Origin of the sequence: Klebsiella sp. SWET4, assembly GCF_024296565.1 — a bacterium.
GTDB lineage: Bacteria > Pseudomonadota > Gammaproteobacteria > Enterobacterales > Enterobacteriaceae > Klebsiella > Klebsiella variicola.
In genome coordinates this window covers 179855-199430 of sequence record NZ_JANCOB010000009.1, presented here as the reverse complement: position 1 = coordinate 199430, position 19576 = coordinate 179855, and the positions used below count along the sequence as shown (strand labels likewise).

The following is a 19576-nucleotide window of genomic DNA, read 5'->3' as shown; positions in this document are numbered from 1 at the left end:
TTTATTCTGCTGCATCGGAATCATCCTTCTCTCCCGGCATCGCAGCCTCTCGCGATGCCGGTTTTTTCGCGACCTCAGCTCACTTCTCTCGCTGCGCCTGATTTATCTTTCGCATATACTGATGACACCCGGCGAACGATAAGGACACAGGCATGAGGACCCGGCATCTGGTGGCGCTGTTTACAGGGGTGCTGATACTGGCCATCATCCTGCCCATCTCACTCAGCATCTGGCAGGCAGCGCGGCAGGCCAAGCTGCAGTTCTATCGTGAACTGGATGACTATTCCAACCGTATCGTCGTCCGCACGCTGCAGGTTGCCGATCAGGCCAGGGAAGCGCTACGTGAGGCCGACTCACACACCGCCGCCTCCTGTAGCCCTGAGCACCTGCTCACGCTCCGCCGCATCGCCTACACCCATCGCTACATTCAGGAAGTGCTCTGGCTGCGTGATTCCGTGCCGCAATGTTCCTCCCTGGAAGACCATAGCGTCGCGGTCACCTTTCCCCCGCCGGACCACATTGCCCCTGACGGCTATCGCACCTGGCTGACCTCAATAAACGATCTCGGCCTTAATCACCAGATGACGGCCATGGGCAGTCAACAGCATATGGTGATGATCGATCCCATCTCTTTTATCGATGTGGTTCCTGCCAGCGAGGAGAAGATCCATACCATGCTGTTTGGTTTGGATCACCTGAAAATGGTGATCAGCAGCCAACCGCTGCCGGATACGGTCTGGCAGCGTATTAAAGATCCACATGTTAATATGCTGACGCTGGATAACACGGTCTATCGGATCCAGCGCATTCCCGAGCTGGGCTCCGGCATCGTGACCTGGTCGTCGACGCTGCCGCTGCAGCAGCGTATTCGCCAGCAGCTAATCTTCTGGCTCCCTGTCGGCATCTTCACCAGCCTGCTTGCTACCTGGCTGCTGCTGCGCCTGCTGAGACACCTGCGATCACCACGCAACAGTATGCTGGACGCCCTCAACTCCGAAGCGATTCAGGTTTACTATCAGCCGATAATCTCGTTGCAGGATGGGAAAATCGCCGGGGCCGAGGCGCTGGCCCGCTGGCAGCAACCCGACGGCACCTTTTTATCGCCGGATATTTTTATTCCTCTGGCCGAGCAGACCGGGCTGATTACGCAGTTGACGGAAGATATCGTCAGGAAAATTTTTACCGATCTCGGTCCCTGGCTGCGGCAGCGGCCGGAAGTGCACATCTCCATCAACCTGTCGGTAGATGATTTACGCTCGCCCACCCTACCGACGTTGTTACACGATCAGCTGCAGCACTGGGGGATCGCCGCCGAACAGATCATCCTTGAAATCACCGAGCGCGGATTTGTCGATCCGGAGACCACCATGCCGGTGATCGCTCACTACCGTCAGGCCGGGCATCGTATCTCGATTGATGACTTTGGCACCGGCTACTCCAGCCTGAGCTATCTGCAGAAACTGGACGTCGATACGCTGAAAATCGATAAATCTTTTGTCGATACCCTCGAGTACCGGCCGCTGACGCCGCACATTATTGAAATGGCCAAGGCGCTCAATCTGGCCACCGTCGCCGAAGGGGTAGAAACCGAAAGCCAGCGCGACTGGCTACGACAGCATGGCGTCCAGTACGCCCAGGGATGGCTGTACAGCAAAGCGCTGCCAAAAGAGCAGTTTATTCTGTGGGCGGAAAATAACCTCCATGTGCATTAAGCAACAGGAGCAATAAGCAGAATGCCAGCGGGTGTGGCCACTTCGCCGCCCGCGCCTGGGCGCTACTTCAGATAAGATTTGATCACCTGCATCACCGTCTCCAGATCCGCTTCACGCTGTGTCTCTTCAGGCTCTTTCACCACATGGTCGGTCAGATGCCCCTGAATAACCTGCAGCATCATACCGTTGACCGCGCCGCGAATCGCCGCCAGCTGCTGTAGCACCTCAGCGCACTCATGCTCGCGATTGAGCATTTTCTCTAACGCGGAACTCTGCCCCTGAATTTTTTTCAGTCGGGTCAGTAACATTTTTTTGTGTCGAACTGTATGTGACATTGCACGATCCACCGTTTCATTCTGTCCGTGATTACCGACCTTCATCATCAGTAACGCCTGCCAGCATAGCATGATCCCTTTTGTCAGCCGCTTTTTCTACTGGGGGGTAGTATTTTACTACTGGGGGGGAGTAGGATAAACGCACTTTTGGCAAGGATCCCGATATGAACGATTTCACTTCCCTTCTGCAGCAAGGTAATGCCTGGCTGTTTATTCCCAGCGCGATACTGCTCGGTGCCCTGCACGGCCTTGAACCGGGCCATTCAAAAACCATGATGGCCGCCTTTATCGTGGCGGTACGGGGAACGTTAAAACAGGCGGTGCTGCTGGGGCTGGCGGCGACGGTTTCCCATACGGCAGTGGTCTGGCTGATCTCCATGGCCGGCCTGTGGTTTGGCCGCGGCTGGAACGCGCAGACCTCCGAACCCTGGTTTCAGCTGATCTCGGGGATAGCGATTGTACTGATTGCCTGCTGGATGCTCTGGCGCACCTGGCGCGAATCGCAGCCCCACACGCACCATGATCACCACCATGAACATGAGCACCATCACGAACATGATCATCACCACGAACATGATCACCACCATGAACATGATCACCACCATGACCATCGCCATGCGTCCTCATCCGCCGTGCCGCTGGTGGCGGAGGAGTGGCAGGACGCGCATCAGCGGGCTCATGCTCAGGAGATCAACCGGCGCTTTGATGGCCGCCAGGTGACGACCGGGCAGATCGTACTGTTTGGCCTGACCGGCGGGCTGATCCCCTGTCCGGCGTCCATTACTGTGCTGCTTATCTGTTTACAGCTGAAGAAATTTTCGCTTGGCGCCACGCTGGTACTGGGCTTTAGCGTTGGTCTGGCGCTGACGCTGGTGGCTTCCGGGGCTATCGCCGCGCTGAGTCTTAAACAGGCCACCCGCCGCTGGCCCTGGCTTAACGATGTCTCGCGCAAGGCGCCCTGGTTCTCAGGTTTACTGATTATCGTGGTGGGGATCTACATGATGGTTCACGGTCTGAGCGGCCTGTAAGCGTCGGCTCGCCCTCTTGCGGATAGAGAGGGCGAGTCGTTAATTCAGGAGACTATCTCCTGCGGAGTGCTGACCGCTTTGCGGCTGACGGGCTGGCGAAACCACGGCAGACACAGCTGGATCAGCGGCCCAATCGACAGCGCGTAAATCACGGTGCCGACGCCAAACTTACCGCCCAGCAGCCAGCCAATCACCAGCACAGTCAACTCGATAGCCGTCCGGATGCCACGCAAAGACCAGCCGGTACGAGCGTGCAGGCCAGTCATCAGGCCATCGCGCGGCCCGGGGCCAAAGCCCGCGCCGATGTACATCCCGGTGGCGATAGCATTCAGCACAATCGCCCCCACCAGCAGCACACTGCGAGCCACCAGCGACTCCAGCGGCGGCAGGACGGCCAGCGTGGCATCCGCCGCCAGCCCCAGCACGATGACGTTGCTCACCGTGCCGAGTCCCGGCATTTGCCGGATCGGGATCCACAGCAGCAGCACCGCCGCGCCGGTCAGGATAATCACCGTACCGAAACTGATACCCAGTTGTTTAGCCACCCCGAGATGGAAAACATCCCACGGATCGGCGCCAAGATTGGCATGCACGAAGAGCGCCGTGGACACGCCATAAAGCACCAGACCAATATATAACTGCAGCAGGCGACGAAGCATATTTTTTCCTCTACATCATTGCGAATGCCCTCATCATCAGCAAAAATGGACTGATAATTAATGGCCAGTTTTGGAAAAGTGGATCGCTATGTCAACCCGACGCTTTGGAACACAATCGCTGGTACGCCTGCTCGGCAACTGGCAGGAGTCCACTTCACGCACGCCGCTATGGCGTCAGCTAGCGGAAGCGCTCCGCCTGCTGATCCTCGACGGTCGCCTGACGCTGCAAACGCGCCTGCCAGGCGAGCGCGAGCTGGCGGCGGCGCTGAACGTCAGCCGGACCACCATCGCCAGCGCGCTCGGCCAGTTACGGGAGGAGGGTTTTCTCTACAGCCGTCAGGGAAGCGGTTCGCGCATTGTCTTGCCAGAGCGTCCCGCCGACCTGGCGCCGCCCTCAGGCATCCCCTCCTCGCTGAATCTCTCTACCGCCGCCCTCAGCGCCGGACCGGAAGTCCATCAGGCCTTCCAGCATGCCATGACGCTGCTGCCGCCCTACCTGGGCCAGACCGGCTACGATCAACAAGGGCTGCCGGTACTGCGGGAGGCGATTGCCCGTCGCTACAGCGAACGCGGTCTGCCGACGCGGCCCGTTGAAGTGATGGTGGTCAACGGCGCCCTCAGCGCCTTCGCATTGATCCTCCGCCTGTTTACCGGCCCGGGTGACCGGGTGGTCATCGATGCCCCCACCTATCCGATGGCGATTAGCGCCATTCAGGGCGCCTCCTGCCGCCCGGTCGGCGTCGCGCTTCCACAGCAAGGATGGGACTGTGATGGACTCGCGGCGACTATTGCGCAGACCGCGCCGCGTCTGGCGTGGCTGATGCCGGATTTTCACAATCCCACCGGGCGCTGTATGGATGCTCCCACCCGCCAGCGGGTCGCGGATATCGCCGCCAGGACGCGGACGACGCTGGTGATCGACGAGACCATGGTTGATCTCTGGTATAACGCGCCACCGCCTCCGCCGCTGGCCTGCTTTAATCCCGATGCCGCGGTGATCACTATTGGTTCGGCCGGGAAAAGTTTCTGGGGAGGACTGCGCATCGGCTGGATCCGCGCCAGTACGCGAACCATCGCCTCCCTTATTCAGGCTCGCGATTCCCTGGATTTGGGTACGCCGCTGCTGGAGCAACTGGCCTGCAGCTGGCTGCTGGCCAATGCCGCCACGCTGCTACCGCCGCGGCGGGAAATGCTGAAGGCGCGCCGGGACATGTGCGAAACGCTAATGGCGGAGTATTTTCCCCGCTGGCGCTTTACGCCGCCGGAAGGTGGGCTCTCTTTTTGGGTGGAACTCCCTGACATGCTGGCCACGCTGTTCTCTGCGCGCGCGGAAAGTCAGGGGATCCATATCGGCACCGGCACGCGCTTTGGTCTTGAGGGAGCCTTTGATCGCTATTTGCGTCTGCCATTTACACTGCCAGACGAAGCATTGCGCCAGGCCTTCTCCACGCTACAACCGCTGTGGCAAAGCCTTGCAGAACAGAAGGAAAATACGCGTTTGCGGAAAATAATATAAGAAAATATCGACGGGCTGGCATCAGCCCGTCAAATGACCATCATCCATGAGGTATATGAGATGTTTTTATAAAATTGCCTGAGTATCCTGCCCTCTGGTTATGGCATCCCGGTGACAGAAATAAGGCAATTTCATTAATGCTGGCGCGGAATAGGAAACCCTTTCAGGGAAATAATAAAGCCATCTTCATCTTTTTTAATTTTAGCGCCGGTGTCACACCAGTCGGAGGCAATGCGAAAGAACTCATCACTACCGATATTCCAGTTCAGGCGCACGTGTTTTACGTATCCTGAGCGCAACATATCGCAGGCTTCGCTATAGTTGCTGGCTGTAGAGAATTGTTGTTTCATTTTTTCTTCTTCAGAAGTTTTCTTAATGCTTTGATTTCTTTAGGGGTTAATGGGGTCGCTTCCTCTTCGGTATGCTGGCTGTCAATGTCCTCTTCCGTCACCCCCGCCTCACCTGCTGATTCCTCCAGCTGAAAAGCCAGCTGCAGCAGCTTTTCCGTTGCCGTTCCCAGGTTCTCGTTATTCACTTCCGCATAATGACGCAGCTTCTCTTTTAACTCGGCGTCAATTTTTACATTCAAAACCACTGTGGTCATAGCTACGCTTCCCGTGCAATAAAATCATCATAATTAATACACGAAGTTAACATGCTGATCCAGAGATATATTTTATAGCATGGCTCTGGCAACAAATTCCCATCAATAAGATGCCTTTTATTTATGACATGCAAATGACATTAATATTTCAGTAGCATTTCAGATTTATGACAAGTAAATATTATGGAATAAAAACGGGTTGTTTTAGCAACAAAAAATAATATGTGATCCGTATCAGATATTAATTATAGCAGGGATAAAGACCGGACAAATACAAGGGAGATATCAAGAGGGCGAAATGGGTGGGGGCCCTGCCAGCTACATCCCGGCACACACGTCGTCTGCTCTGGCTGCTTCCTTCCGGACCTGACCTGGTAAACAGAGTAGCGTTGCGGGAGAACCAACAGAGCCCCCATTGAGAGCGTTAGTTACCCAACGCGCTGGCGCATTATCCCTGCTGACCTGGTGAATTGCAAGCTCACCCCGATCGCCTGCTGGTTTATTGCACAATACGCCAATAAAACCAACAACTCACGGCCAGGCTGTGAGATTGGGAGCACGCGCTCAGCACATTGCCGGGTTATCCACCATACTTAGCCCTCTTGCGTCACCTTTAATCATCAGCACCTTGTCTCGACGGTAATCGAATGACTGACTCATCACCACAGACCATCACTCTGCCTTTACCCGCTATTGAAGGGATGACCATCGCCTTTCATGGCGTGAACTATCTGCGCCCGGAAAAAATGCTCGACTTCGCGACCATCAGCCAGACCCCCGTGCGGGCGGTCACGCCGCTGGCGCTGCTCTATTCCACCGTCGGCGTGCTGCGCCAGGTGGAACTGCGCAAACTGCCCGTCTACATCAGCGGCCGGGTGGTGTACCCCATTTCGTCGCTGACCATGCCAGGCCTGCGCGCGAAACTGATCATTAACGCCACTTTGCAGCGGTTGAAATTTCTCGAGAGCCTCATCGCCAGTTCACCGTCTGACAATGTCCATGGCATGCAGATCCTCGGCCTGGCCCTAACCTTCACTGTCGAACAACCCGCCTGAACCGAGGCAGGCTGTACAGCCTGCGCCTCAGCGCTTATGCTGGCGTTTTCCGGTTAACAGGGCTGAACATGGATCCGCACGACACATTCCCCCAACGCGTCTGGCATATCGTGGCGTCGATACCGGAAGGCTATGTCGCCACCTACGGCGATGTCGCCCGCCTGGCCGGTTCACCGCGCGCCGCGCGCCAGGTAGGTGGCGTACTGAAGCGCCTGCCGGAAGGGTCAACCCTGCCCTGGCATCGGGTGGTCAATCGCCATGGCGATATCTCCCTCACCGGGCCCGATCTTCAGCGACAGCGCCAGGCGTTGCTGGCCGAAGGGGTTCAGGTCTCCGGCAGCGGCCATATCGATCTCCAGTATTATCGCTGGGTTTACTGAAGACAAAAAAAAGCCCCCGTCAGGGGGCTCGGCGAGCTTATTGCGCAACGGGGACGGCGGTCTGCGTGACCGGAACCAGCGTCAGGTCGGCATGCGTCCCCCCCTGGTTTATCACCGTCTGCACGGTATCGGTAATGAACATTAGCTGGCCGTTCACCGCGATCGCGGCACTCAGCAGAATACGGGCGTTCGGCTGAATGTCTGCCGGATTGTAAGGCAGGGCAAAGTTAAATGGCGCCTGTTTGCCTTCGGTACGCACCGCTTTTTGCGACAACACGCGGGCTGGCGCATCTGCCAGAGAAGCATCCGACAGGGTCACCGTCAGTACCGCATCCGGCGGTAAAGCGATTCTCTGGCGGATATTAATCGTCCCCGTAACGCTCGGCTGCTGCTGTGCCACGCTCAGCGTCGCGATGCCATAAGGGTCGGGCGCGGCTGCCTGAGTCGAAGAACTGGTAGAGTGGTGATTAGCACAGGCGGTTAGCGTCGCGGCGACGGCTAAGGCACTAAACATATAGGCAAATTTCATGATGTTCTCCTTATCATCCCTTAATACCCAGGAGGATGTTCCGCCGCTTCGCCGGCAGGAACTTTCGTGTCGTCAATAAGTGTGGCACAGATCTCAGATTTGTTCCTGTTGCCCCCTCGTTATTCAGATTATTACACCCATCGGACCACTTGCGATTCCAGGTTATACTTTGCCACATCACGCGCACCGCGCTGCGCCGCTATCATTAATTGAGGATAAGTATGAGTCAGGCACTCTCTAACCTGCTGGCATTATTAGATCTGGAAAAAATTGAGGAAGGGTTATTCCGCGGACAGAGCGAAGACCTGGGATTGCGCCAGGTTTTTGGCGGCCAGGTGGTGGGCCAGGCGCTGTATGCGGCAAAAGAGACCGTGCCCGTTGAACGTCTGGTACATTCGTTTCACAGCTACTTTCTGCGCCCCGGCGACAGCCAGAAACCGATCGTCTACGATGTGGAAGTACTGCGCGACGGCAACAGCTTTAGCGCCCGGCGAGTGGCCGCCATTCAGAACGGGAAGCCGATCTTCTATATGACCGCCTCATTCCAGGCGCCAGAGCACGGCTATGAGCATCAGAAAGCGATGCCGCCGGCCCCCTCTCCTGACGGCCTGCACTCGGAAACCGATATCGCCCGCAAGCTGGCACACCTTCTGCCGCCGCAGGTAAAAGATAAATTCCTCTGTGATAAACCGCTGGAGATCCGCCCGGTCGAATTTCATAACCCGATGAAAGGCCATATTGCTGAACCGGTGCGCCAGGTGTGGCTGCGCGCCAATGGCGCTGTTCCCGACGATCTGCGCATTCATCAATATCTGCTGGGCTATGCCTCGGACTTTAATTTCCTGCCGGTGGCGCTGCAGCCGCACGGCGTCGGCTTCCTTGAGCCTGGCATGCAGGTCGCCACTATCGACCACTCAATGTGGTTCCACCGGCCGTTTAATATCAATGAATGGCTGTTATACAGCGTTGAAAGCACCTCGGCCTCCAGCGCCCGTGGCTTCGTCCGCGGCGAGTTCTACACTCAGGATGGAACGCTGGTGGCTTCAACGGTCCAGGAAGGGGTGATGCGTAACCGCAACGCATAAAAAAAGCCTCCCTGACGGGAGGCTTTTTGCTACAGGGAGAAGGGTTTTCTATCAGGCGTTGTAGGCGTTTTCGCCATGGCTGTTGACGTCCAGTCCTTCGCGCTCCTGCTCTTCTGGTACGCGCAGCCCCACGGTCATGTCCGCCACTTTGTAGCCAATGAAAGCGACAACGCCCGACCAGACGATGGTAATCGCGATACTCTCGAGTTGCACCAGCAGCTGATGGCCCATGGTGACGCCTTCTGCATAACCCACGCCGCCCAGAGAGGTGGCCGCGAAGATACCGGTCAGGATACAGCCGACGATGCCGCAGACGCCGTGGACGCCGAAGACGTCGCAAGGGTCATCAACCCGCAGCCAGCGTTTCAGCGCCGTTACGCCCCAGATGCCCGCCAGACCAGATGCGATACCCACAATCAACGCCCCACCGACACCGATATACCCACAGGCTGGTGTGACGCCAACCAGACCGGCAATCGCCCCAGAGCAGGCGCCCAGCAGTGAAGGTTTACCGCGCAGGGCCCATTCGCCAAAGGTCCACGCCAGGATGGCAGCCGCTGTGGCGACGACGGTGTTGACGAAAGCCAGTGCGGCAATTTCGTTCGCTGCGCTGGCGGAGCCGGCGTTGAAGCCGAACCAGCCCACGTAGAGGATGGCGGTTCCGGTGAACACCATCGGCAGATTGTGCGGTTTGAACGCTTCTTTGCCGAAGCCCACACGTTTGCCCATCATGTACGCCCCCACCAGCCCGGCAACCGCAGCGTTGATGTGTACAACGGTGCCGCCCGCGAAGTCCAGCGCGCCGTGGGTCGCCAGCAGACCGCCGCCCCAGACCATGTGCGCAATCGGAACATAAGAGAGCGTCATCCACACCACCACAAAAATCAGCACGGCGGAGAAACGAATACGCTCAGCCAGCGCCCCCACGATCAGCCCGACAGTGATACAGGCGAACGAGCCCTGGAAGGCCACGTGGATGTACTGATAGAAGGTGCCCATCAGCGCTTTCAGTTCAATATTTTTCAGCATCACCCAGTCAAAGCTACCGAAGAAGCTGCCGCCGGTGCCGAAGGCCAGGGTATAGCCATAAATCACCCACAATACGCAGACCAGGCCAAAGGTCACAATTACCTGAGTCAGCATGGAAAGGACGTTTTTGCCGCGGATCAGGCCGCCGTAAAACAGCGCGATCCCCGGGATGGTCATAAACAGAACCAGCGCGGTGCAAATCATCATAAACGCGTTATCGGCTTTGTCCGCCACTGCGGGCGCGGCCATTGCCAGTCCCGGAAGAAGGGCTAATGCCCCCAGACCCGATTTCATTGTTGCCATTTTCATTGTTTCGTTCCCCATCACTGTGTGGTCTGGAAATTACAGTGCCGCTTCGTCAGCTTCGCCGGTACGGATGCGAATGACGCGCTGCAATTCAGCGACAAAAATTTTGCCGTCGCCAATTTTTCCGGTGTAAGCCGCTTTGCTGATCACATCGATGACTTCATCCAGCTGATCGTCGGCAATCGCCACATCAATCTTCACTTTTGGCAGAAAGTTGACGCTATATTCGGCGCCGCGGTAGAGCTCCGCATGACCTTTCTGACGGCCAAAGCCCTTGACTTCAGTGACCGTCAGGCCCTGAATGCCGATGGAAGACAAGGCTTCACGCACGTCTTCCAGTTTGAATGGTTTGATTACCACGGTAACCAGCTTCATAAGTCCCCTCCAGGCAGTATTCGGTAATGGCCGCAGCTAACACGATGGATATAAAGCAAGGGCTATGCCAGAAATGAAAAAAGGCCGCAGAGCGGCCCTTTGATGGTAAAAAACAGGGGGCAGGTCAGACAATTGCCTGCTGAAACGCGTTTGCAGCGCAAAAATGCACCACAACAGTGCATTTAATGTAACGTTTTTGCACCACGGCAGGCCACGCTTTCTTCGCTGCCTGCTGGTGGTGCATCAGGCGCTGAGCGACTCTTCCCGGGCGCTGGCCGCCAGCTCTTCGCCAGCCAGCTGCAGCTGATACATCTGCCAGTAACGCCCCTTCGCCGCCAGCAGCTGCTGATGGGTGCCCCGCTCGACAGCCTGACCGCGATGCAGCACCAGGATGGTATCGGCCTCAACGATGGTTGACAGTCGATGGGCGATAACCACGAGGGTGGTATGCTGGCGGACTTTCGCCAGCGCCTGCTGGATCGCCTGCTCGGTGCCGGAGTCGATGTTTGCCGTCGCCTCATCCAGAATCAATACCTGCGGGGTCTCCACCAGCACGCGCGCCAGCGCCAACAGCTGTTTCTGCCCAACGGAGAGGTTATTGCCCTGCTCGCCCAGCTGAGTGTACAGGCCATCGCTCATGCTGCGCGCCACCTCCGCCAGTTGCACCGCCTCCAGCGCTTCCCAGACCTGCGTCTCACTGATATCCCGACCCAGCGCGACGTTGGCGTAGAAGGTATCCGCCAGCACCACCGGATCCTGTTGCACCATCGCGATGCCCCGACGCAACGCGCTGTGGCTGAGGGAAGCAAGCGGCCGGCCATCGATGCGGATCTCCCCGAGGGTTAACGGGTAATAGCCCATCATCAGACTCGCGAGAGTACTCTTCCCGCTGCCGGTATGCCCGACCAGCGCCACGAAGCTGCGGGAGGGAATATCCAGACTGATATCCTGCAGGACCAGTCGATCCCCCCGGTAGGCAAAGGAGAGATGGTCAATTTCCACCCGGCCGCTGCTCAGCGGCGCGTCATCCGAGCCCCACGCCTGGCGCGGGCGATCCATCAGCTCAAAAACGCGTTCGCCGGCGACCACCGCCTGCTGCAGCATCGACTGCTGGGTGGTCAGCTCAATAAGCGGCTCGTTAAGGCGTCCGAGATAGCTGATAAACGCGTACAGGACCCCGACCTCGATCGTGCCCACCGCGCTAAAGCCAAACAGCATCAGCAGCCCGCACAGCACCAGCGAGGAAAAAAGGCTCAGCAGCGGGCGCAGCAGAAAACCGTCGAGGCGCAACGTCTGCATCCGCGCCAGATAGTGGGCATAGCTGGCCTCGCGCATCCGTTCGCCAAAGCGCGCCTGCTGGCGGAACTGCTGGATCACCCCCATGCCGTTGATCACTTCGTTGAAACCATCGTTGATATCAGCAAGCCAGGCGCGCACCCGGCGCACGATCGGCGTGCTATAGCGCTGATAGATGATCATCACGATCAGCACCGCCGGGAAGATCGCGATCGCCACCAGCGCCATCCGCCAGTCGAGGCTAAACATCGCCACCAGCATCGCGCCGATCAGCGCCGCGCTGCGCAGCACCGTCGCCACCACCGTCACGTACAGATCGCGAATGACTTCCGTATCGTTGGTCACCCGCGAGATAAGCTGCCCAACCGGCTGGGTATCAAACTCGCTGAGCGGCTGATGCAGGGCGGCATCCATTACATCGCTACGCAACTGCTGGACGACGCCGACCGCGGCGCGGTTAAACAGCAGCGACTGGTTATAGTGCAGTAATGCCGCCAGCAGCTGCAGGCCGATATAGGCTACCGCCAGGCCTGCCACCAGCTTCAGCGGGAGCGTATGCTTCGCCACCATATTATCGATGAAATAGCTGATGAGCAGCGGGCCGCTCACTTCCGCCGCCGCCGCGATCCACATCATCCCCACCGCAATGGCCAGCGGCTTACGCCACGGTGAACCATAGGCCAGCAGGCGTTTAAGCGTCGGCCAGAGTTCGGTAAAGCTACGCATCCAGGGCCTCCTCTTGCGCCTGCGGAACCTCGTCAAGCGCGGCTTCCAGCTGCTGGTAACGATACATGTCGCGGTACCAGCCTGGCTGCACGGCCAGCGCCTCATGGCGGCCACGCTGGGCAATATGCCCATGCTGTAACACCAGAATTTCACTGGCCTCGGTCAGCGCCGACAGCCGGTGGGCGCTGATAATCACCGTCCGCCCCTCCCCCCACTGACGCAGGTTGTGCAGGATCTGGTGCTCCGTACGGCCATCTACCGCCGACAAAGCATCATCAAGGATCAAAATTTCAGCCTCCAGCAGCAGAGCGCGGGCAATCGAGATGCGTTGTTTCTGGCCGCCGGAGAGCATCACGCCGCGCTCGCCCACCTCGGTATCGTACCCCTGGGGCAGGCGCAGAATGTCGTCATGCACGCTGGCCAGCCGTGCCACGCGTTCAATCTGCGCCGGTGTCGCATCCGGTTTGCCCAGCGCGATATTATTGGCGACGGTGTCGGAGAATAAAAATGGCGTCTGATTGACCACCGCCAGCCGGGCGCGCCAGCTGTCGAGCTGCAGACGCGGCAGCGGCAGATCGTGAAAGCGGATCTCGCCGCTGGTGACGTCAAAATGACGTTGCAGCAGCGCCAGAATGGTACTTTTACCGGCGCCCGTCGGCCCGCAGATACCCAGCATTTGCCCCGGCTGGAGGGTAAAATTAACCTGCTCCAGCGAAGGTTTACTCGCCTGCGGATAGATGAAGTTGCGGATGGCAACCTGCAGGACACCGCGGCCTGCCGGCACTGCTTCAGTACCGTCGTCCACCGCTGGCGCCTCTTCGAGCATCGTGCGGATACGGCCATAGGCCGCGCTACCGCGCTCAACAATGTTAAACATCCACGCCAGCGCCAGCATCGGCCAGATCATCAGGCCAAGATACATCACAAAGCTGGTCAGCTGGCCCAGCGTCAGGCTGCCGTGGATCACCATCCAGCTGCCGCCGCCGATAGCCAGCAGGTTAGCGGCCCCAATGGCGATATAGATGGTGGGGTCGAAACGCGCGTCAATGCGTGCCACGCGCATATTTTTCGCGCCGGTATCGGCGGCATCGGCGGCAAACTGCGCCGACTGGCGATCCTCCAGCCCAAAAGCCTTAATCATGCGGATGCTGGTCAGGCTCTCCTGTGTGCGATCGTTAAGGCTGGAAAAGGCCACCTGGGCCACGCGAAAACGTTCGTGAAGCGCATCGCCGTTGCGTTTGATCGCCAGCGCCATCAGCGGCATCGGCAACAGCGCCAGCAGGGTGAGCTGCCAGCTAATCTGCGTCGACATCACAATCAATACCGCACAGCCCATCACCATCGAATCCACCAGGGTTAACACCCCTTCACCGGCGGCAAATACCACCCGGTCAACATCGTTGGTGGCGCGGGCGATCAGATCGCCAGTGCGATGGCGCAAATAGAATGCCGGATGCTGGCGGCTCAGTTGCCGGTAAAAATCTTCCCGCAGTTCGACCGCCAGCTGGTAAGAGGCGCCGAACAGCAGCACGCGCCAGACATAGCGCAGCAGGTAAACCATTACCGCGACCAGCACCAGCGCGCCGATCCACATCCACACCTTCTCTGCGGTGTAATGTTGTTGCGTCACGCCGTCCACCACAATGCCCACCACCTTCGGCGGAATAAGCTGCAGGACGGCAATAATGGCCAGCAGGGCAATCGCGCCAAGATAGCGGCGCCACTCCCGGCGGAAGTACCAGCTGAGTTGAGCAAATAATCGCAAGCAGTAAAATCCTGATTTGTAATGGGTTACGGCGCAATACCGTTATTCGACAGGCAAGGCGGTGGTATATTTTATCTGTTCCATGGCAAAACTCGAAGTGACATCCGACAGCCCCGGCACGCTGTTCACTAAACGTTTATAAAAATCGTCATAGCGTTTCATATCGGCCACCTGCACCCGTAGCAGGTAGTCATACTCCCCCGCCATCCGCCAGAAGCCGAGCACTTCCGCCATCTGCGTCACTTCGCTCACAAAATGGCCATACCAGTCGCTGCTGTGATGCTGAGTCTTGATCAGGACAAACGCCGTCAGGCCCAGCCCCACCTTTTCGGCATCCAGTAAGGCGACGCGCCCGCGCAAAATACCTTCATCTTCGAGCCTTTTCAGGCGCTTCCAGCAGGGCGTGGTGGTCAGATTAACGGCATCGGCCAGCGCCTGCAAAGAGAGGGTGCAATCTTCCTGCAGCAGCGCCAGCAGCTTACGGTCAATTTTATCTAGCATAGGGCATCCGAAGAGAAAATTTTGCTCTCATAATGGTAATCCAAAGGCTAAATGGCAACAATTTTTCCTGCGCTTTCCGCTAAGCTAGGCACAAAATGACAAACAGGAAATCACGATGAATAGCGCCTGGGTTAAACATGCCATTAGCGAAATCAACGCCGACTATCAGCGCTCCGCCGACACGCACCTGATCCGTCTGGCGCTGCCTGCGTTTCCGGGCATCCACCTGTATCTGAAAGATGAAAGCACCCACCCCACCGGCAGCCTTAAACATCGCCTGGCGCGGTCGCTGTTTCTCTATGGCCTGTGCAACGGCTGGATCAAAGAAGGTACGCCGATTATTGAATCCTCCTCGGGTTCAACCGCCGTTTCGGAGGCCTACTTCGCCCGCCTGCTGGGGCTGCCGTTTATCGCCGTGATGCCTTCCTGCACCGCCAAACGTAAAATCGAACAGATCGAGTTTTACGGCGGACGCTGCCATTTTGTGCAGAGCGCCTGCGAAATCTACGATGCTTCCGAAACGCTGGCCCGCGAGCTGAACGGCCATTATATGGATCAATTCACCTTTGCCGAGCGGGCCACCGACTGGCGCGGCAATAACAATATCGCCGACAGTATTTTCCGTCAGATGAGCCATGAACCGCACCCGCAGCCGTCATGGATCGTCATGAGCGCCGGCACCGGCGGCACCTCGGCAACCATTGGCCGCTATATTCGCAGCCAGGGCCATGAGACGCAGCTGATGGTCGTTGATCCGCAGAATTCGGTCTTCCTCGAATACTGGCAGACCCGCGACGCCACCCTGCGCAGCCCGGTCGGCAGCAAAATTGAAGGCATCGGCCGCCCACGCGTCGAACCGTCATTTATTCCCGACGTCGTCGACGAGATGCTGCGCGTACCGGATGCGGCGAGCGTGGCCACCGCCCTGTGGCTGGAAACACAGCTTGGGCGCAAGGTCGGCGCTTCTACCGGCACCAATATGTGGGGCGTATTGCAGCTGGCCGCGCGGATGCGCGAGGAAGGGCGAACGGGTTCCATCGTCACGCTGTTGTGCGACAGCGGTGAGCGCTACCTGGAAACCTATTACAACCCGCAGTGGGTGGCCGCCAATATCGGCGATATCGCGCCCTGGCAGGCGGAGATCGCCGCGCTGGTCGGCAGGCGATAAAAAAAGCCAGATAGAAAACTATGTGGCTTGCCGGAAGGGTCTCTCTATTCGGGGGAATAAGGAAGATCAGGATTATCCAGCCAATGCGTTAAAAAGTGGGAGACCGCCTGATGCCGGCAGTCTCCGATAACCGGAAGATGCGGCAGCTCGGCTTTCAGCTGCGGCATCGCGTTGCCCATGATAAAACCCCGCCCAACGCTGCCCAGCATCTCGCGGTCATTCATCGCATCGCCAAACGCCATGCACTCCTGCAGGGTGAAGCCTAAGTGCTGGCTGAGCACCGCCAGCGCCGCACCTTTATTACACCCGACCGGCAGCACTTCCAGACAGTCCATCGCCGAGAAGCAGAGAAACGCGCGATCGCCCAGCGTCTCATTCAGTTGGATCCGCAGGCGGCGGAGATCGTCATGATCGCCGCAAAAACAGATCTTGGTGACATGCTGCGCCGACATGCGTTTCGGATCGCACAGTTGATAGTGAAAGCCGCTGAAGACATGCGCTTGCAACAATTCAGGCCTTGCCTGACCGGTGAACCAGCCGCCATCGTTAAACACATGCATGCTGGCCTGAGTATCCCATTTGCTGTGCAGCACCGCTTCCGCCGCCTCGGGAGCGAGATCCTGGCGATAAAGCTCCTCCCCTTCCAGCGAATGGATGCGCGTCCCGTTGCCGGTGATCAGAAATGCGTCCAGGGAAAATTCGCCAATCACATGGTGCATCTCCAGCACATGGCGACCGGTAGCGAACGTCAGGGTGATATTACGTTCCCGCAGCCGTTTCAGCGCGGTGAGCGTTTGCTCGCCGAGACGATGGTCCGGCATCAGCAGGGTGCCGTCCATATCAAATGCGGCCAGTTTTGCCATGGTGTATTCCCCGATGTGTGATGGGCTTCGCTTGTGTTGCAGTATCACCTGGGATATACGGAAGTAATAGTGAATAGATATTATTAATTGTTCCGGGTTTACAGCGGCCCGGTGGATGACGGCCCCCATGCGACTCTTACACCGTTTAAATCAATACCAGCGATTGTGGCAACCCTCAGCCGGGGCGCCGCAGCAGGTGACCGTCGGCGAACTGGCGGAGCGCTGTTTTTGTAGCGAACGCCACGTCCGCACTCTGCTGCGTCAGGCGCAGGAGGCGGGGTGGCTAAGCTGGCAGGCCAGCTCCGGGCGCGGCAAACGCGGACAGCTCTCATTTCACAAAACCCCGGAAAGTCTGCGCAACGAGATGATGGAGCAGGCGCTGAACAACGGTCAGCAGCAAAACGCGCTGGAGCTGGCGCAGCTGGCCCCGGTGGAGCTGAAAGCCCTGCTCCATCCCTTCCTCGGCGGTCAGTGGCAAAACAATACTCCGACGCTGCGTATTCCTTACTATCGCCCACTGGAGCCGCTGCGTCCTGGCTTTCTCCCCGGACGTGCCGAGCAGCATCTGGCCGGGCAGATCTATGCCGGGCTGACGCGCTTCGATGAAGGCGACAATATGCCGATCGGCGATCTGGCGCATCACTGGCAGGTCTCGCCGGACGGCCTGCGCTGGCATTTTTACATTCGCTCCACGCTGTACTGGCACAATGGCGATGCGGTGCAAACCGCACAGCTACGGCAGCGGTTACAGTTGCTGCTTGAGCTGCCCGCCTTACGGACCCTCTTCGCCAGCATCAGCCGTATCGATGTCACTCACGCCCAGTGTCTCACCATCACGCTGCATCGTCCTGACTACTGGCTGCCGTTCCGCCTGGCCAGCTACTGCAGCGTGCTGGCGCATCCCGACGATCCGGCCATCGGCTGCGGGCCATTCCGCCTGAAGCGGTTTAGTCCGGAACTCGTCCGCCTGGAGAACCATCCCCGGTATCACCTGCAGCATCCGCTGATCCAGGCGGTGGAATACTGGATCACTCCTCAGCTCTTTGACCGCGATCTCGGCACCAGCTGCCGCCACCCGGTGCAGATCACCATCGGCGATCGCGAAGAGCTCCACAATCTGCGCCAGGTCAGCAACCGTATCAGCCTTGGCTTCTGCTATCTGACCCTGCGCCACAGCCCGCGTCTTAGTAAAACGCAGGCCCAGCGGCTGGTGTCGATAATCCATCACTCGTCGCTGCTGGAAACGCTGCCGCTGGAGGAGGATCTGATTACGCCAAGCCATGAGGTGCTGCCGGGATGGTCCATCCCGCAGGGACCGGAAAACAACGCGGTGCCGCTGCCGGCCAGGCTCACTCTACTCTATCATCTGCCGGTCGAGCTTCATGCGATGGCCGAGCAACTGAGGCAACGGCTGGCTCTGCTGGGCTGCGAACTGACGATCATTTTTCATGACGCCAAAAACTGGGAAGGCTGTCAGCATCTGGGGCAGGCCGACCTGATGATGGGCGACCGACTGATCGGCGAAGCGCCGGAGTACGCCCTGGAGCAGTGGCTGCGCTGCGATATGCTGTGGCCTAATTTGCTGACCGGGGCGCAATATGCCCATCTGCAGGCGACATTAGACGCCGTGCAGTCTCAGCCCGACGCCCGCAGCCGCAACGATGCGCTGCGCAACGTCTTCAACAGTCTGATGGAAGACGCCATCATGACGCCGCTGTTCAAGTATAACTATCGGATCAGCGCGCCGCCGGGGGTTAATGGCCTGCGCCTCAACGCCCGGGGCTGGTTTGACTTCGCCAGCGCCTGGCTGCCGGCCTCGTTGACGTGAGAGAGCTGGTCGCCGCGCGCGTCTGGCGCTACCATAGCGCCTTTACTCATTTAGTCAGGAATTGCCATGAAACGCGCCGTAGTTGTCTTCAGCGGAGGACAAGATTCAACCACCTGTCTGGTGCAGGCTCTGCAACAGTATGATGAAGTGCATTGCGTCACTTTTGATTATGGCCAACGCCACCGCGCGGAAATCGACGTTGCGCGCGAACTCGCCCTGAAACTGGGCGCCGTCGCGCATAAAGTGCTGGACGTCACTCTGCTCAACGAACTGGCAGTCAGCAGCCTGACCCGCGATAACATTCCGGTACCCGACTATCAGCCTGATGCTGAGGGGATTCCCAACACCTTTGTCCCCGGGCGCAATATTCTGTTTTTAACCCTGACGGCAATCTACGCCTATCAGGTGAAAGCCGAAGCCATCATCACCGGCGTGTGCGAGACCGACTTCTCCGGCTACCCGGACTGTCGCGATGAGTTTGTCAAAGCGCTGCACCACGCCGTCAGCCTTGGGATGGCGAAAGACATTCGCTTTGAGACGCCGCTGATGTGGCTGAATAAAGCCGAGACATGGGCGCTTGCCGACTTCTGGGGTCAGCTGGATCTGGTGCGCCAGGAAACCCTCACCTGCTACAACGGCATTAAGGGCGATGGCTGCGGCCAGTGCGCCGCCTGTAACCTGCGCGCAAACGGACTCAACCAGTATCTGGGGGACAAGGTTGGCGTAATGGCGGTGATGAAGCAAAAAACCGGGCTGGCACAGGCATAGTCTACGGGGCGCGATTTACCGGAGCTTTGACTCAAATTCCCCGGTAGC

At 58.3% G+C, this 19576-nt stretch carries 20 protein-coding genes and 1 other RNA gene; 9 read left to right on the top strand and 12 right to left on the bottom strand.

Annotation, left to right across the window (positions count from 1 at the left end; all coding sequences use genetic code 11):
- Positions 1–152: 152 nt before the first annotated feature.
- Positions 153–1712 (top strand): EAL domain-containing protein, encoded by a 1560-nt coding sequence (locus NKJ21_RS20105; RefSeq protein WP_008805422.1) that lies wholly within the window; start codon positions 153–155, stop codon positions 1710–1712.
- A 62-nt stretch (positions 1713–1774) separates the two neighbouring features.
- Here the strand turns inward: NKJ21_RS20105 and NKJ21_RS20100 are convergent, their stop codons facing one another.
- Positions 1775–2047, bottom strand: a complete 273-nt coding sequence (locus tag NKJ21_RS20100) for a metal/formaldehyde-sensitive transcriptional repressor (protein WP_012542675.1) — start codon at positions 2045–2047, stop codon at positions 1775–1777.
- 164 nt (positions 2048–2211) lie between these two features.
- On the opposite strand from NKJ21_RS20100, the gene NKJ21_RS20095 reads away from it, so the two are divergent.
- Positions 2212–3075 (top strand): nickel/cobalt efflux protein RcnA, encoded by an 864-nt coding sequence (locus NKJ21_RS20095; RefSeq protein WP_254733170.1) that lies wholly within the window; start codon positions 2212–2214, stop codon positions 3073–3075.
- 44 nt (positions 3076–3119) lie between these two features.
- Here NKJ21_RS20095 and NKJ21_RS20090 read toward each other — a convergent pair whose 3' ends face one another.
- Positions 3120–3734, bottom strand: a complete 615-nt coding sequence (locus tag NKJ21_RS20090) for a YitT family protein (protein WP_008805419.1) — start codon at positions 3732–3734, stop codon at positions 3120–3122.
- 88 nt (positions 3735–3822) lie between these two features.
- On the opposite strand from NKJ21_RS20090, the gene NKJ21_RS20085 reads away from it, so the two are divergent.
- Complete coding sequence (locus tag NKJ21_RS20085; RefSeq protein ID WP_239270554.1) at positions 3823–5250, top strand: PLP-dependent aminotransferase family protein; 1428 nt, start codon at positions 3823–3825, stop codon at positions 5248–5250.
- 134 nt (positions 5251–5384) lie between these two features.
- On the opposite strand, the gene NKJ21_RS20080 is transcribed toward NKJ21_RS20085, so the two are convergent.
- The 3 genes from NKJ21_RS20080 to ffs all read right to left on the bottom strand — a co-directional run bounded on the left by NKJ21_RS20080 (position 5385) and on the right by ffs (position 6260).
- Positions 5385–5600: a hypothetical protein gene (locus tag NKJ21_RS20080; RefSeq protein WP_004142688.1), complete on the bottom strand. Its 216-nt coding sequence runs from the start codon at positions 5598–5600 to the stop codon at positions 5385–5387.
- The gene (locus NKJ21_RS20075; RefSeq protein ID WP_002891977.1) at positions 5597–5854 is read right to left on the bottom strand and encodes a hypothetical protein; all 258 of its coding nucleotides are present in this window, start codon (positions 5852–5854) and stop codon (positions 5597–5599) included. Before NKJ21_RS20075 ends, NKJ21_RS20080 begins: the two co-directional genes overlap by 4 nt.
- A 309-nt stretch (positions 5855–6163) precedes the next feature.
- Positions 6164–6260, bottom strand: an RNA gene (ffs, locus tag NKJ21_RS20070) — signal recognition particle sRNA small type.
- 241 nt (positions 6261–6501) lie between these two features.
- On the opposite strand from ffs, the gene NKJ21_RS20065 reads away from it, so the two are divergent.
- Entirely contained in the window at positions 6502–6909 is a 408-nt protein-coding gene (locus NKJ21_RS20065) for a dTDP-glucose pyrophosphorylase (protein WP_239270553.1), read from the top strand.
- A gap of 68 nt (positions 6910–6977) precedes the next feature.
- A complete protein-coding gene (locus tag NKJ21_RS20060) occupies positions 6978–7289 on the top strand; it encodes an MGMT family protein (RefSeq protein ID WP_023297133.1) in 312 nt (103 codons plus the stop codon).
- A gap of 37 nt (positions 7290–7326) precedes the next feature.
- On the opposite strand, the gene NKJ21_RS20055 is transcribed toward NKJ21_RS20060, so the two are convergent.
- Complete coding sequence (locus NKJ21_RS20055) at positions 7327–7818, bottom strand: YbaY family lipoprotein (RefSeq protein WP_008805415.1); 492 nt, start codon at positions 7816–7818, stop codon at positions 7327–7329.
- 221 nt (positions 7819–8039) lie between these two features.
- Between NKJ21_RS20055 and tesB the strand changes: the two genes are divergently transcribed.
- Positions 8040–8903 (top strand): acyl-CoA thioesterase II, encoded by an 864-nt coding sequence (gene tesB / locus NKJ21_RS20050; RefSeq protein WP_008805414.1) that lies wholly within the window; start codon positions 8040–8042, stop codon positions 8901–8903.
- Between the two features lie 51 nt (positions 8904–8954).
- Here tesB and amtB read toward each other — a convergent pair whose 3' ends face one another.
- From amtB to NKJ21_RS20025, 5 genes are all read right to left on the bottom strand, one after another.
- On the bottom strand, positions 8955–10241 hold the full coding sequence (gene amtB, locus NKJ21_RS20045; RefSeq protein ID WP_012542680.1) for an ammonium transporter AmtB: 1287 nt from the start codon (positions 10239–10241) through the stop codon (positions 8955–8957).
- 33 nt (positions 10242–10274) lie between these two features.
- Positions 10275–10613, bottom strand: a complete 339-nt coding sequence (gene glnK / locus NKJ21_RS20040) for a P-II family nitrogen regulator (protein ID WP_002891893.1) — start codon at positions 10611–10613, stop codon at positions 10275–10277.
- A gap of 243 nt (positions 10614–10856) precedes the next feature.
- On the bottom strand, positions 10857–12635 hold the full coding sequence (locus NKJ21_RS20035) for a SmdB family multidrug efflux ABC transporter permease/ATP-binding protein (RefSeq protein ID WP_032734884.1): 1779 nt from the start codon (positions 12633–12635) through the stop codon (positions 10857–10859).
- Positions 12628–14400, bottom strand: coding sequence for a SmdA family multidrug ABC transporter permease/ATP-binding protein (locus NKJ21_RS20030; protein ID WP_239270552.1), 1773 nt, complete (start codon positions 14398–14400; stop codon positions 12628–12630). The genes NKJ21_RS20035 and NKJ21_RS20030 overlap by 8 nt, the downstream gene beginning before the upstream one ends.
- A 42-nt stretch (positions 14401–14442) precedes the next feature.
- Positions 14443–14901 (bottom strand): Lrp/AsnC family transcriptional regulator, encoded by a 459-nt coding sequence (locus NKJ21_RS20025; protein ID WP_008805409.1) that lies wholly within the window; start codon positions 14899–14901, stop codon positions 14443–14445.
- A 115-nt stretch (positions 14902–15016) separates the two neighbouring features.
- Between NKJ21_RS20025 and NKJ21_RS20020 the strand changes: the two genes are divergently transcribed.
- Positions 15017–16069, top strand: a complete 1053-nt coding sequence (locus tag NKJ21_RS20020; protein ID WP_008805410.1) for a PLP-dependent cysteine synthase family protein — start codon at positions 15017–15019, stop codon at positions 16067–16069.
- A 44-nt stretch (positions 16070–16113) separates the two neighbouring features.
- On the opposite strand, the gene cof is transcribed toward NKJ21_RS20020, so the two are convergent.
- Entirely contained in the window at positions 16114–16932 is an 819-nt protein-coding gene (cof, locus tag NKJ21_RS20015; RefSeq protein WP_016160381.1) for an HMP-PP phosphatase, read from the bottom strand.
- A 127-nt stretch (positions 16933–17059) separates the two neighbouring features.
- Between cof and NKJ21_RS20010 the strand changes: the two genes are divergently transcribed.
- Positions 17060–18760 carry an SgrR family transcriptional regulator gene (locus NKJ21_RS20010; RefSeq protein WP_022066294.1) on the top strand — a complete coding sequence of 567 codons (1701 nt, stop codon included), beginning with the start codon at positions 17060–17062 and terminating at the stop codon, positions 18758–18760.
- A 66-nt stretch (positions 18761–18826) separates the two neighbouring features.
- A complete protein-coding gene (gene queC, locus NKJ21_RS20005; protein ID WP_008805406.1) occupies positions 18827–19528 on the top strand; it encodes a 7-cyano-7-deazaguanine synthase QueC in 702 nt (233 codons plus the stop codon).
- Positions 19529–19576 lie beyond the last annotated feature (48 nt).

Coding starts and splice junctions, on each gene's coding strand:
- NKJ21_RS20105 (WP_008805422.1), top strand. CDS start 153: ATGAGGACCCGGCATCTGGTGGCGCTGTTTACAGGGGTGCTGATACTG.
- NKJ21_RS20100 (WP_012542675.1), bottom strand. CDS start 2,047: ATGTCACATACAGTTCGACACAAAAAAATGTTACTGACCCGACTGAAA.
- NKJ21_RS20095 (WP_254733170.1), top strand. CDS start 2,212: ATGAACGATTTCACTTCCCTTCTGCAGCAAGGTAATGCCTGGCTGTTT.
- NKJ21_RS20090 (WP_008805419.1), bottom strand. CDS start 3,734: ATGCTTCGTCGCCTGCTGCAGTTATATATTGGTCTGGTGCTTTATGGC.
- NKJ21_RS20085 (WP_239270554.1), top strand. CDS start 3,823: ATGTCAACCCGACGCTTTGGAACACAATCGCTGGTACGCCTGCTCGGC.
- NKJ21_RS20080 (WP_004142688.1), bottom strand. CDS start 5,600: ATGAAACAACAATTCTCTACAGCCAGCAACTATAGCGAAGCCTGCGAT.
- NKJ21_RS20075 (WP_002891977.1), bottom strand. CDS start 5,854: ATGACCACAGTGGTTTTGAATGTAAAAATTGACGCCGAGTTAAAAGAG.
- NKJ21_RS20065 (WP_239270553.1), top strand. CDS start 6,502: ATGACTGACTCATCACCACAGACCATCACTCTGCCTTTACCCGCTATT.
- NKJ21_RS20060 (WP_023297133.1), top strand. CDS start 6,978: ATGGATCCGCACGACACATTCCCCCAACGCGTCTGGCATATCGTGGCG.
- NKJ21_RS20055 (WP_008805415.1), bottom strand. CDS start 7,818: ATGAAATTTGCCTATATGTTTAGTGCCTTAGCCGTCGCCGCGACGCTA.
- tesB (WP_008805414.1), top strand. CDS start 8,040: ATGAGTCAGGCACTCTCTAACCTGCTGGCATTATTAGATCTGGAAAAA.
- amtB (WP_012542680.1), bottom strand. CDS start 10,241: ATGAAAATGGCAACAATGAAATCGGGTCTGGGGGCATTAGCCCTTCTT.
- glnK (WP_002891893.1), bottom strand. CDS start 10,613: ATGAAGCTGGTTACCGTGGTAATCAAACCATTCAAACTGGAAGACGTG.
- NKJ21_RS20035 (WP_032734884.1), bottom strand. CDS start 12,635: ATGCGTAGCTTTACCGAACTCTGGCCGACGCTTAAACGCCTGCTGGCC.
- NKJ21_RS20025 (WP_008805409.1), bottom strand. CDS start 14,901: ATGCTAGATAAAATTGACCGTAAGCTGCTGGCGCTGCTGCAGGAAGAT.
- NKJ21_RS20020 (WP_008805410.1), top strand. CDS start 15,017: ATGAATAGCGCCTGGGTTAAACATGCCATTAGCGAAATCAACGCCGAC.
- cof (WP_016160381.1), bottom strand. CDS start 16,932: ATGGCAAAACTGGCCGCATTTGATATGGACGGCACCCTGCTGATGCCG.
- NKJ21_RS20010 (WP_022066294.1), top strand. CDS start 17,060: ATGCGACTCTTACACCGTTTAAATCAATACCAGCGATTGTGGCAACCC.
- queC (WP_008805406.1), top strand. CDS start 18,827: ATGAAACGCGCCGTAGTTGTCTTCAGCGGAGGACAAGATTCAACCACC.